A 12,945-nucleotide genomic window follows, 5' to 3' on the forward strand; every position below is an offset into this window, starting at 1 on the left:
TCAACTTCTACTTCACTTGAGACTGTCACGCGTCCACTCCCCCGCTTTCAATCTTCGCGCCACCTTCAAAATGCGGGCGGATCTGGTTGTCGAACATGGTCAGCGCCGATCCTATGGCCATGTGCATGTCCAAGTACTTGTACGTGCCGAGGCGTCCGCCGAACAGGACGTCCTTTTCGGCCGCCGCGAGGTCACGGTACTTGAGCAGGCGTTCGCGGTCGGCCGGGGTGTTGATCGGGTAGTAGGGCTCGTCGCCCTTTTCCGCCGCCCGGGAGAACTCGCGCATGATGACGGTCTTTTCCGTCTGGTAGTCGCGCTCCGGGTGGAAGTGGCGCGGCTCGATGATGCGTGTGTAGGCAACATCGGCGTCGTTGTAGTTGACCACCGACGTTCCCTGGAAGTCTCCGACGTCGAGGACTTCTTCTTCGAAGTCGATGGTGCGCCAGGAGAGGTCGCCTTCGGCGTAATCGAAGTAACGGTCGACAGGTCCGGTGTAGATGACCGGAATGTTGCCAACGACCTTGTTCTTGCTGTATTCGTGCGACTCGTCGAAGAAGTCGGTGTTCAGCCGGACCTCGATGTTCGGGTGTTCCGCCATCTTCTCGATCCAGGCGGTGTAGCCGTTGGTCGGCAGGCCCTCGTACTTGTCATTGAAGTACCGGTTGTCGTAGTTGTAGCGCACGGGGAGGCGGGAAATGATTCCCGCCGGCAGGTCCTTGGGGTCCGTCTGCCACTGTTTGCCCGTGTAGTGCTTGATGAACGCTTCGTAAAGCGGCCGGCCGATGAGCTGGATTCCCTTGTCATTCAGGTTCTGCGGATCAGTGCCGGCAAGTTCGCCGGCCTGTTCCTTGATCAGTTCCTGCGCCTGGCCAGGCGTGAGGTTGGCCCGGAAGAACTGGTTGATCGTGGCCAGGTTGATGGGCAGGGAGTAGACCTCGCCCTTGTGGACGCCGTACACCTTGTGCACGTAGTTGGTGAACGTCGTGAAACGGTTGACGTACTCCCAGACGCGCTCGTTGGAGGTGTGGAAGAGGTGCGCTCCGTAACGGTGGACCTCAATTCCGGTTTGTCCTTCTTTTTCGCTGTAGGCGTTACCACCGATGTGGTGGCGGCGGTCGATGACGACAACCTTCAAGCCCAGCTCAGTGGCGGCCTGTTCTGCGATTGTCAGGCCGAAAAAGCCTGACCCTACGATGACAAGGTCAGCGGTCACAAAATCTCCTGGTTCGAATATGGGCAGCGCAACGTTGTGCGTTGTCTGCTGCTCTAGCCTACCCGAGACAATGAGGGAACCGGCGAATCGAGGCCCGCGGCAGGGCTTGCCGCCAACCCCTCCGTTTGTCCGTTTTCCAAGGTCAGCACCACTTTCCACATAGCTGGATTTCCTTGGCGCGGGCCGCCGCTCCCGCGCCTAGCGTGGGATTCAAACCACGCCGAGGGAAAGGACCCCCAGCCGATGATGCTGCACTGCACGCTCGTTCCGGCGCCGGGATCCGCGCTCCCGTCGGGGCCCCTGGAGCTGGCCATCGAACTGCCGGACACGTGCCCCGGCGCGGAACTCCAGTTGGCGATCTCCCGGCGCTACGGGACCGGGGAACTGACCGTTGACCGGCTCCCGGTCTCGGCGTTCACTGTCGGCGAGGGGCCCCTCGTCGACGGCGCCGTTCTGGTGGACCGCCCAGTTCTGGTCGACAGCGCAGTTCTGGTGGACGGATCAGGGCCGGCCGCCACACCGTATGCGGCACCCCTTGCACTTGCCGTGCACAGCGGGCCGGGCGCCGGCCTGGTCGTCCCTCTAAGGCGCGGACGGTTCCGGATCGGACGCAGCGGCACCGAGATCGTCGTTCCGGATGCCGAATTGTCCCGCGAACATGCGCTGCTGGACGTCTCCGACGCCGCCGTCACCGTGCTCGATCTCGGAAGTGCCAACGGGATCAGCGTCGACGGAAAAAGGGTACAAGCTGCGGCGCTCTCGACAGACGCCATGATCCGGTGCGGCGGCTCGTCAATGTCCCTGGTTTTCTGCGGCGCACTGGCCCCAGACGGCCAGGCTTCTGCCGGATCCGATGTCTCGGAACCGTTGGTGGTCAGCAACCCCGCTGCGAACAGCAGCAGGTCGGCCATGATGCTGGCTGCTGTTCTGCCGCTGGCCATCGGAGCCGGTCTGGTGGTGGTGACTGGAATGTGGATGTTCCTGGCCTTCACGGCCGTGTCAGCGGTTTCGGTCCTGGTGCCCCTGGTGTCGGGCAGAAGACAACGCCGCGAATTGAGGGCAGCCGTCGCCGCGACCGCACGTGCGGACACGGAACGACGACGGCGGGCCGCTCCGTCTGCAAGCGCGTTGTCCCTGCGATGCTCATTCCCCGAACCCAGGTCAGAGGTTTCTGCCAGCACGGGACCCGTCTGGCTGCGGCTCGGGCTGGCGCGGCAAGGCGCGAACCTCCGGCTCGACCCGCCAGATTCCGGGTTTCGGCCACCGCCGCTCGGAATGATGCCCGTGACCCTGGATCCCAGGACCATCGTGACGAGCCTTCGTGGTCCCGAAGCTGCGGTGGCGGGGCTGCTCAGATCCTTTGTGCTGCAGCTTGCCTGCTACCCGGCTGCCCGGCGGACCAGGATCCACATTCATGGCCCAACCCCGGCGCTCCTTGCCGCGCGCTTCCTGGCGGCCGCAACTCTCTCCACGGAAGAGGCTTTCACTCGGGAAACCCTGGCGGCCGGACCGGGCGGAGACTACGAGCGCGGAGTGCTGATCATACTCAAAGCCGCTGAAACCGCCACGCTGCGCGTTGCGGCCGTCAGTAGCGGCTGGCAAGTGATCGACTGCGCCGGCGATCCGGATGCGGGCGCGAGGGCAGATTCAGAGTCAGCCATCGTCCTCAATGCCCGCACCGGACGGCTCTCATTAGCCAGCTCCTCGCTAGAGTTCACTCCTGACCTCGTTCCAGCCGACGTATTCGACCGCAACTGCCGCCGGTTGAGGGCCGGAGCGCCGTCAGCAGGCCCCCGGGCGGGCATCCCCGAGGCTTGTTCACTTGGCGGGCTGGTCCCGTTTTCAGCGCGGAACATCTCCCGTCGTTGGACTGAGTCCGTCGCAGCGCGCGGTCTTCCGGTCGTGGTCGGCGTCGGAGGTTCCGGTCCCCTGCGGCTGGACCTCCAGGCGGACGGCCCCCATTTCCTGGTGGCGGGCACCACGGGTTCGGGCAAATCAGAATTCCTCCGAACCCTGGCCGCTGCGTTGGCGGCCGCCCATCCGCCCGGGCGAATCAATCTGCTGTTCATTGATTTCAAGGGCGGCTCCGGTCTGCGGCCGTTGGCCGGCCTGGTTCACTGCGTCGGGCTCCTGACGGATCTCGACCGCAACGAAGTAGCCCGCGCCCTCGTCTCCCTGGGGGCGGAAGTACGCCGTCGGGAAGAGCTCCTCGCCGCGTACAACGCCCCGGATCTTCCGGCCTATGAGTCGCTTGATCCCGCGGGACCGGCACTGCCCCATCTGGCGATCATCATCGACGAATTCCGCATGCTGGTTGATGAGGCGCCCGAAGCACTTGCCGAGCTCATGCGCATTGCCGCCATCGGCCGTTCCCTCGGAATACACCTCATCATGGCAACCCAGCGCCCACAGGGCGCGGTGACCGCGGACATCCGTGCGAACGTGACCAGCTGCATCGCACTGAGGGTCCAATCCGAGATGGAATCCATCGACATCATCAATTCCCGGCTGGCCGCCGCCATCCCGATCACGAGTCCGGGCCGCGCCTTCCTGGTCCGCGGAAACGAGGCCCCGGAGGAATTCCAGTCGGCCACGGTCACTTCGCCCGTCCAGGAGAAGGCCCGCCGCCCCACCGTGATGGAGGCGATGGAATTCCTCAACCGCCGGCCGGCTGGCTCATCCCCCGGCCTGGCGGACAGCACCGCCCCGCAACCTGCCCTGGCAGCAACCCAACTGACGGAAACGGTAGCCGCACTGTGGGAGGCAACCGGCAGTTGCCCACCACGCCGTCCCGTCGCAGAGCCCCTCCCCAGGAATTTGCCGTTTCCCGCCGACGGGAGCCGCACCCGGATCCGGCTGGGTGTGTTGGACCTTCCTGAAGAGCAGCGGGTCGCCGAATTCGGCTGGCTTCCGGTGGCACACGGTCATCTGGGATTGATCTCGGGCCACAACGGCGGTGCCGACGCCGTCCTGGAACTTGTCGTGCATCAGCTCCTCAGCTGCGACGATGAATGGCATCTCTACCTTTTGGATGCCGCCGGGTCCCTCAGCGGAGCGGTCATGTCTCCCCGGGTCGGGGCAGTCGCGGGGCTGCACGAACTCCGCAGGGCCGTGCGGGTGCTGGAGCGGCTCTCGGAAGAAATGAACCGGCGACTAAGCACGGCGCACAGGGCCAGTGCACCTTCTCTAGTTCTCGCAGTGTGCGGCTGGGGATCCTGGGTGTCGGCGTTTCGATCCGGCCCGCTGGCCTGGGCCGAAGACCTCGTCCATAACCTCGTCCGCGACGGCGCCCGGGCTGGAATCACCCTGCTCATTGCGGGCGAACGCGAGCTTGTCACGGCGCGGTTCTTCGCTGCCGTTCCCAACCGGATCTTCCTGCCCGCCGGGTCGACGGAAGAGGGGCGCCTCGGCTGGCCCCGGCTGCCAGTCCTTGACGCAGGTCCCGGCCGGGTGGTGGTTTTTGGGCCGATGTCCGCAGCATCCTCTCCAGCGGGTCATGCGGGACAGCTGTTCGCGCCTCTCCCCCCTCCTGTCCGGGACGGGGCCGCCACCCTGAGAGCCCGGCCGTTCCGCATCGAGCCATTGCCCAGGCTGGTCACGGTCGCTCAGGTCCACTCCCGCAGGCCGGGCCCTGCTCCCCTGCCCGGCTACGTGTGCCTTGGCGTCGGAGGCGACGAGCTCCGCCCGGCGGGCATCCAGCTGTCACAGGGCGACGTCCTCGCCGTCCTGGGCGGCCAGGCGTCCGGGAAGACTTCGCTACTAGCTGCCCTGCCGGGCCTCAATCCGGAGGCCCGCTGGCTTCGGGCCCCGGCGGAGACAGATCCGGAGCCGTACTGGTCGGGGGTCCACGAAGCCGCGTGCTCCGGCTCCCTTGACCCGGCGGCAATTCTGTTGGCGGACGACCTCGATCTGCAGTCGCCGGAAGCCAACAGCCGGGTGCTCCTGCTGAACAGGCTCGGCTGGCGGGTGGTTCTCACTGCAGGATTCAGCCCGGGCATCCGGCAACGGGTTCCGCTGGTCCAGAACGCGACCGGCCAGGTTCGCGGCGTCCTGATCGCCCCGCAGAGCCTTCTCGACGGAGAACTGTTCGGCGTCCGTTTCGACCTCGAGCACAATCCTCCCCCGGGACGTGCGGTCGTGGTTTCGGACGGCCGCCCGCAGGCGGTGCAGTTGGCGTTCGGTCCTGCAGCAGGCAGCAAAGCGCCAGAGGACCGTGAGGCACTGGCTACAGGGCCGGCGGAGCCCCGCCTGCACGGGAAGCGAACGCAATGACGCGCTTGTCAAAAAGCAGCACAATGGCGAGAACCGCCGGCAAGAGCATGGCCAGTCCCGCCAAGGGGTACCCGCCCGTCATGGTCGGAAAGCCGATGGTAAGAGTGAAGAGCTGGGCCACCAGCGCGCCGGCACGCGGCCAGCGGTAGCCGCGGAACAGGAAAGTGGCCACCGCAAAGAGCCAGGCGGCGAAGGCCAGCAGCAGCCCCAACGTAAACACCGCGCCCCAGAAGGAGAGCACCGGGGCGCCGGTCAGCAGTTGGCTTCCGTACCAGAAGGCCGCCACCAGCAGCGCAGTCGCCTCAAGCGCAACGACGATCCCAATCACCAGGATGCCGGAGGGCCGGGCGGGATGGCCGGAGGCGGGGGAGCCTGCGGGAAGGTCGTCGCCGTTCCCGGCAGGTTCGGAGGAGTTTTCAGAGGCTCTTGACACACTGGCACAGTACCGGACATAGTCGTCTAGATGTGAGGGCGCCGCCAGCGAATGTGATGCATCGCTCACGATCCCGAGGCATATTGAAGCGGGTTATCCCTTGTTTACGCAGCGTTAACATGACACGCTTAAACCAGATGACCGAGGGGGCCCCAGAGGGCCCCTTTCTTATGAAGCCTCTAGTGAATAGTTTCACAAAGGCATTTAACGAGTGCCCAGGAAATGGAGTGACTGATCAGCATGGATTGGCGTAACCGCGCAGCGTGCCTCGACAAGGACCCGGAGCTTTTCTTCCCCGTAGGAAACACCGGCCCAGCCCTCCTGCAGATCGAGGAAGCCAAAAGTGTTTGCCGTCGATGCCCTGTTGTTGACACTTGCCTCCAGTGGGCGCTGGAGTCCGGCCAGGATGCAGGCGTCTGGGGCGGTATGAGCGAAGACGAACGCCGCGCCCTTAAGCGCCGCGCAGCCCGCGCCCGCCGCGCCTCCTAACGGCCGAGCACTTCCTAAGACCCCGTTCCTGACGCCGGCGATCCGCCCTCAGCGGCAGGACAGCAATGGACGCAGACCTCCGTCTGCGTCCATTGCCCGTTAAGCCGCTGCCGGACCGGCGGGCGGTTTCAAGGAACCGGCCCGCCGCCAGCCAGCGGTTACCGTTTAGCCAGGCTCAGGACAATCTGGACAGCCGTTCCGCCGCCCTCCCTGGCTTGCCACTGAATACTCCCGCCCAATTCGCTCGTCACCAGGGTGCGCACGATCTGCAGGCCGAGTCCCTCCACATATGGTGTGACAGGGATGCCGACGCCGTCATCCGCGACCGTCACGGTGAGCAGTTCATCGCCGTCCTCGCTTTCCGAGCGGTCCGCAATCAGCCAGACAGTGCCGGTCCGGCCCTCCAGGCCATGCTCGACGGCGTTCGTCACCAACTCGTTGATCACCAGGGCCAGCGGGGTGGCAAAGTCACTCGGCAGCTCGCCGAAGAGTCCGGAGCGCGCCGTCTTCACCTGCTGCGACGGGGATGCCACCTCCGCCGAGAGCCGGAACTGGCGGCCGATGAGTTCATCGAAGTCGACACTCTGGGTCAGGCCCTGCGACAACGTCTCATGCACGAGGGCAATCGTGGCCACCCTTCGCATCGCCTGCTCGAGTCCCTGCTTGGCCTCATCGCTGACCATGCGCCGCGACTGCATCCGCAGCAGCGCCGCGACGGTCTGCAGATTGTTCTTCACCCGGTGGTGGATCTCGCGGATCGTGGCGTCCTTTGTGACGAGTTCCATTTCCCGCCGCCGCAGCTCGCTGACGTCGCGGCAGAGCACCAGGGCACCGAAGCGCTGTTGTTCGTCACGCAGGGGGATCGCCCGCAGCGACAGGCTGACCCCGCGGGATTCGATTTCACTGCGCCACGGCATACGTCCCGTGACAACCAGCGGCAGGGTCTCGTCCACCAGCCGGCGGTCCTTCAGCAGGCCCGCAGTCACCTCGGCCAGGCTCCGGCCCTCGAGCGACTCGCCGTCGCCGAGCCGGCGGAACGCGGAGACCCCGTTGGGGCTCGCGTACTGGACGATGCCCTCGGCGTCGAGCCTGATGAGTCCGTCACCGACGCGGGGTGCGCCGCGCCGGGAGCCGGTGGGCGAGGCGAAGTCCGGCCACAGCCCAAGCGTGCCCATCCGCAGCAGATCGTAGGCGCACTGCCGGTAGGTCAGCTCCAGCCGCGACGGCATGCGGGAGCTGGAGAGGTCCATGTGGGTCGTGACAATGGCGAGCGTCCGGCCGTTGCGGACCATCGGCACCGCCTCGACCCGCAGGGCCATGTCGCTGCTCCAGTTGGTCTCGTTGGAGCGCTCGATCGTGCGGCTCTCCCACGCCTTGTCCACGAGGGGTTTCAGGTCCGACCTGATCCCCTCCCCCACGAAGTCGGCATGGAACACCGTGTGCGTGGTGGAGGGGCGGACGTGGGCCAGTGCCACGTAGCCGAACTCAGGGTGCGGAAACCACAATGCCAGGTCCGCGAACGCCAGGTCCGCGACCATCTGCCAGTCGCCGACAAGGAGGTGCAACCACTCGGCATCCCCCGGCCCGAAATCAGCATGCTCCCTGATAGGGTCCGTAAAGATTGCCACAGCACCTCCATTTGCGACGCCGGCAGTTGCCTAGCGTCGAACGATTGACCTCAAGAGCCTCAATGCTACCGACAGCGAGGCCATGTCATCGGCTTCGAGGGCGTTCACCTCGTCAAACATGCTCTTCGCCCGGTCCAGCTGCTCAACATTCTGGCTTTCCCACGCCGCAAGCCGTTCCTCCGCAGGCATCCCCGGAGCGGTAGCCTCCAGCACCGCCGTCGTCATGTCCGAAACGGTCGAGTAGAGATCGTCACGGAGGGCCGCGCGGGCCAGGGCCTGCCAGCGGTCCTTCCTGGGCAGTTTGGTGATGCGTTCGAGCAGGGAGTCGGCGTGGAAACGGTTGAACACCGTGTAGTAGACGTGGGCGATGTTCTCGACGGGTTCCGGGCTGACGTGCACAATCTTGGCGATGTCGAGCAACACGAAGCTCTCGAACAGTTCCGCCCAACGGTGCGCCAGGTCCTCAGGCAGTTCCCACCCCCTCGCCTTCTCGAGCCACTCGGCCACCCGCGCACGGTCGTCGCCGCGCAGGTAGTCCAGCAGCCGGGCCCGCATCGGATCCATCAGCGGCTTGAACTCGCCAACGATCTCGGCGATGGGCCGGGATGCGTTGCCCTGGCTCAGGACCCACCGCACGGCCCGGTCCAGGAGCCGGCGGATGTCCAGGTGGACGGTGCTCCAGTGCTCCGTCGGGAAGGACGCGGGCAGTTCGTTGAGCTCCGCGACCATGATGTCCAGTTCGTAGACTTCACGGAGCGCCACGAATGACTTGGCGACGGCGGCCTCGGTGGCCGAAGTCTCCTCCATGGCGCGGAACGCGAAGGTGATGCCGCCCATGTTGATCATGTCGTTCGCCACGACGGTCGCGATGATCTCGCGCCGCAGCGGGTGGGTGTCGAGATCGGCGTCGAACCTGTCCCGCAGCTGTTGCGGGAAGTAGGCCCGGAGTGTGTCCTTGAACCACGGATCGTCGGCCAGGTCGCTGTCCCTGAGCGCCGAGGCGAGTTCGATCTTGGCGTAGGCGGCCAGCACGGACAGTTCGGGCGAGGTCAGGCCCTGGCCCTGTTCCAGCCGCTCACGCAGCGTCTCGGTCGTCGGCAGCGCCTCCAGGTCACGCTTCAGCTCCGCGTGCTTCTCCAGCCAGTCCATCAGGCGTTCGTAGCTGGGACTCCATTCGGAAACCCGCATCCGGTCGTTGAGCAGCAGAATGTTCTGATCGATGTTGTCCTCCAGCACGAGCCTGCCGACTTCATCGGTCATCGAGGCCAGGAACTCCGAACGCTCCGCAGGATCCAGCTTCCCCGCGGCCACCATCCGGTCCACGAAGATCTTGATGTTGACCTCGTGGTCGGAGCAGTCCACCCCGGCGGAGTTATCGATCGCATCCGTGTTCAAGATGACGCCCTGGAGCGCGGCCTCGATGCGGCCGCGCTGCGTCATGCCCAGGTTGCCGCCTTCGCCGACCACCTTGACGCGCAGCTCCCGGCCGTCGACGCGGATGGAGTCGTTGGCCTTGTCCCCGACCTCGGCATTCGTTTCCGTGCTGGCCTTGACGTAGGTGCCGATTCCGCCGTTGTACAGCAGGTCCGCCGGGGCAAGCAGGATCGCCCGCAGCAGTTCGGGCGGGCTGAGCCGGGTGGTCCCCTCGGGCAGCCCGAGCGCGGACCGTACCTGCTCCGAAACCGGGATGGATTTCGCCTGGCGGGCAAACACGCCGCCGCCTTCGCTGATCAATGCCTTGTTGTAGTCGTCCCACGAGGAACGGGGCAGCTCGAAGAGCCGCTGGCGCTCGGCGAAGGAGACGGCCTCGTCCGGGGTGGGATCGAGGAAGATGTGCCGGTGGTCAAAGGCCGCGAGCAGCCGGATGTGCTTCGAGAGCAGCATGCCGTTGCCGAACACGTCGCCTGACATGTCGCCGACGCCCACCACCGTAAACGGCTCGGCCTGGGTGTCCAGGTCCAGCTCGCTGAAGTGGCGCTTGACCGACTCCCAGGCACCGCGGGCGGTGATGCCCATGGCCTTGTGGTCGTAACCGACCGAGCCGCCGGAGGCGAAGGCATCGCCGAGCCAGAAACCGTATTCCGCGGCCAGTCCGTTGGCGATGTCGGAGAACGAGGCCGTGCCCTTGTCGGCCGCGACAACGAGGTAGGAATCGTCGTCGTCGTGCCGCACGACGTCGGCCGGCGGCACCAGCTGCTCGCCCTCCGGCGTCGTGATGAGGTTGTCGGTGACGTCCAGGAGGCCGCGGATAAACGTTTTGTAGCTTTCAACGCCCTCCGCCATCCAGGCGCTGCGGTCCGCCGCCGGGTCCGGGAGCTGCTTGGCGTAGAACCCGCCCTTTGCACCGGTGGGCACGATCACGGCGTTCTTGACGGTCTGGGCCTTGACCAGGCCGAGGATTTCCGTGCGGAAGTCCTCGCGGCGGTCAGACCAGCGCAGTCCGCCGCGGGCCACCTTGCCGAAGCGCAGATGAACACCCTCGACCCGGGGCGAGTATACCCAGATTTCGAACATGGGCCTAGGGAACGGCAGTCCGTCAATCGCCGACGGGTTCAGCTTGAAACTGAGGTGCGGCTTGTTCTGGTAGTAGTTGGTCCGCAGCGTCGCCTGGATCAGGTTCTTGAACGTGCGAAGCACGCGGTCTGCGTCGAGGGTCGCGACCTGTTCAATCGCTGCGTCCAGTCCGCCGAGGACCTCCTTTTGCCTGAGCCGGCGCTCGTCCTCGTTGAGCGCGGGATCGAAGCGGGCCTCGAACAACGCAATGAGTCCGCGGTTCACATCAGGGTTGGCCAGCAGGGTGTCAGCCAGGAATCCGTAGGAGTTGGTGTTGCCCATCTGCCGCATGTACTTCGCGTAGGCGCGCAGCACGACGACCTGGCGCCAGTGCATGCCCTCGCGCAGCACCAGCCGGTCGAAGCTGTCCGATTCCACGCCGCCGGAAACCGCGGCGCCGAAAGATTCCGCGAGCAGCTGCCCGGTCTTGAGGGGCTCCACCCCGGCCGGGTACTTCAAGCCCAGGTCGTAGAGGAAGAAGTCACGCTGGTCCGCCGTTTCGATCTCGAATGGGCGTTCGTCCAGGACTTCCAGGCCCAGGTTGTGGAAGTACGGCAGGATCTGGCTGAGGCTCTTCGGCTCGAGCATGTACAGCTTGACCCGGGCGTCCTCTTCCAGCGTCGCTCCGGCGCCTTCGGGGAGGTAGACGTGGACGCCGGGCTGCTCTTTTCCGTCTTCCCCGGCGCCCGCACCGTACTTCTCGAAGCGGGCGATGTCCTCCAGGGCATCCTCCACCTCGTAGTCGACGCGGTAGCTTGCGGGGAAGGCCTCGGCCCAAACGGCGGCACGTTCCTTCGCCCCGTCGTCCTCGGTGGCGCCGGAGGCGTCGGCACGGGCGTGCAGGACCTCAGCGATGCCCTCGCTCCAGGAGCGGGCGGCCCGGACGAGCCGCTTCTCGAGATCGTCGGTGTTGATGCTGCTGACGTCGGCGTTCTTCGGAAGCCTGATCCGGAAGAAGAGCCGGGCAAGCGCGGATTCCGTCATCCGCGCCTCATAGTCGATGGAAACGGCATCGAAGGTCTCCCGCAGCTCCTCCTCGATGCGGAGGCGCACGTTTGTGGTGTACCGGTCACGCGGGAGGTAAACGAGGGCCGACATGAAGCGGCCGTAGATGTCCGGCCGGAGGAACAGCCGGGTCCGTCGTCGCTCCTGCAGCCGCTGGATGCCGGTCGCTATGGCGGCCAGATCCGGGATTTCGATCTGGAAGAGTTCGTCGCGGGGGTAGGTTTCGAGGATGCCCAGCAGGTCCTTGCCGGAGTGGGAGTCCGGCGGGAAGCCGGCGTCGCTCAAGACCGCGGCGACCTTCTCGCGCACTACCGGGATGTCACGCACAGATCCCGCGTACGCGGTGGTGGCGAACAGCCCGATGAAGCGGCGCTCGCCGTTGACATTGCCGGCCGCGTCGAAGCTCTTGACGCCGATGTAGTCAAGGTAGGCGGAGCGGTGCACGGTGGAGCGGGAATTTGCCTTGGTGATGACGAGCGCGCGCTTTTCGCGGGCCTTCTTCCGGCCGGCCTCCGTGAGGTGCTGGATCTGGTGCGGGGTGTCCGCTCCTCCGCGCAGCAGCCCGAGGCCGCTCTCCTCGCGGGGTTCCAGCACATCCTCGCCGGATTCGTTCTTGAGGTCATACTCGCGGTAGCCGAGGAAGGTGAAGTTCCCGTCATCCAGCCAGCGGAGCAGTTCCTGGGCCTGGCGGAGTTCGGCGATCTGCGCGGGATTGGCCAGCTTGTCGAGGTCCTCTGAAATCTGGATGGCCCGGCGCCTCATCTTCGGCCAGTCCTCGACGGCGGCCCGCACGTCGGCGAGCACGCGGCCGATGCCCTCGATCAGCGCCGCGCGCTTCGCATCGTCCACGCGGTCGATTTCGACGGCGATCCAGGATTCCATATGGGAGGCGTTGTCCCCCTGGGCGATCAAGTGCGAAAGGTTGGGCATCGCTGCCGTGTCGCCGCTGGAAATGCCCAGGTGCGAGGGGACGCGCGCGACCTTGACCAGTTCACCGCTCTCCCGGTTGCGGGTCACAACGAACAGCGGATGCATCACAAGGCGGATGGGGGCATTCTGCCGGACCAGCTCGGCGTTGACCGAGTCCACGAGGAAGGGCATGTCGTCGGTGACGATGTAGACGACGCTGCGGTCGGGCTCGTCGGCGATGGTGATGTTGGCGCTGCCAGGGAATCGGTGCGCCGCTGTGAGGCGGTGCGTCTCGGCCCGTGCCGCCAGCAGTTCCCCGGGATACGCGCGGGCGTCTTCCTCGGCAAGGTGCTCGTAGTAGTCCTTCAGGTAGCCTTCTCCGGTACCGATCGAAACGGGCTGATCCTCCACGCTGGACCCAGACGACATCGACAAACGCCTCC

At 65.8% G+C, this 12,945-nt stretch carries 6 protein-coding genes; 2 read left to right on the forward strand and 4 right to left on the reverse strand.

Translation table 11 applies throughout. The features are described 5' to 3' along the window. Nucleotides 1-25 precede the first annotated feature (25 nt). Complete coding sequence (gene glf, locus LDO13_RS12450) at nucleotides 26-1,213, reverse strand: UDP-galactopyranose mutase (RefSeq protein ID WP_224047044.1); 1,188 nt, start codon at nucleotides 1,211-1,213, stop codon at nucleotides 26-28. A gap of 243 nt (nucleotides 1,214-1,456) precedes the next feature. Between glf and LDO13_RS12455 the strand changes: the two genes are divergently transcribed. After that, a complete protein-coding gene (locus LDO13_RS12455; protein WP_224047045.1) occupies nucleotides 1,457-5,485 on the forward strand; it encodes an FtsK/SpoIIIE domain-containing protein in 4,029 nt (1,342 codons plus the stop codon). Here LDO13_RS12455 and LDO13_RS12460 read toward each other — a convergent pair. Further along, complete coding sequence (locus LDO13_RS12460) at nucleotides 5,439-5,819, reverse strand: hypothetical protein (protein ID WP_224049775.1); 381 nt, start codon at nucleotides 5,817-5,819, stop codon at nucleotides 5,439-5,441. The genes LDO13_RS12455 and LDO13_RS12460 overlap by 47 nt on opposite strands. 339 nt (nucleotides 5,820-6,158) lie before the next feature. Between LDO13_RS12460 and LDO13_RS12465 the strand changes: the two genes are divergently transcribed. Further along, on the forward strand, nucleotides 6,159-6,407 hold the full coding sequence (locus LDO13_RS12465; protein WP_003804966.1) for a WhiB family transcriptional regulator: 249 nt from the start codon (nucleotides 6,159-6,161) through the stop codon (nucleotides 6,405-6,407). A 158-nt stretch (nucleotides 6,408-6,565) separates the two neighbouring features. Here the strand turns inward: LDO13_RS12465 and LDO13_RS12470 are convergent, their stop codons facing one another. Next, a complete protein-coding gene (locus LDO13_RS12470; protein ID WP_224047046.1) occupies nucleotides 6,566-8,035 on the reverse strand; it encodes a PAS domain-containing sensor histidine kinase in 1,470 nt (489 codons plus the stop codon). A gap of 30 nt (nucleotides 8,036-8,065) precedes the next feature. Further along, nucleotides 8,066-12,931, reverse strand: a complete 4,866-nt coding sequence (locus tag LDO13_RS12475) for an NAD-glutamate dehydrogenase (RefSeq protein WP_224047047.1) — start codon at nucleotides 12,929-12,931, stop codon at nucleotides 8,066-8,068. Nucleotides 12,932-12,945 lie beyond the last annotated feature (14 nt).

Source organism: Arthrobacter sp. NicSoilB4 (genome assembly GCF_019977335.1).
Lineage (GTDB): Bacteria > Actinomycetota > Actinomycetes > Actinomycetales > Micrococcaceae > Arthrobacter.

What these genes read in the sequence shown, in the direction of transcription:
- LDO13_RS12455 (WP_224047045.1), top strand. Translation starts at nt 1,457, where the DNA reads ATGATGCTGCACTGCACGCTCGTTCCGGCGCCGGGATCCGCGCTCCCG.
- LDO13_RS12465 (WP_003804966.1), top strand. Translation starts at nt 6,159, where the DNA reads ATGGATTGGCGTAACCGCGCAGCGTGCCTCGACAAGGACCCGGAGCTT.
- LDO13_RS12475 (WP_224047047.1), bottom strand. Translation starts at nt 12,931, where the DNA reads ATGTCGTCTGGGTCCAGCGTGGAGGATCAGCCCGTTTCGATCGGTACC.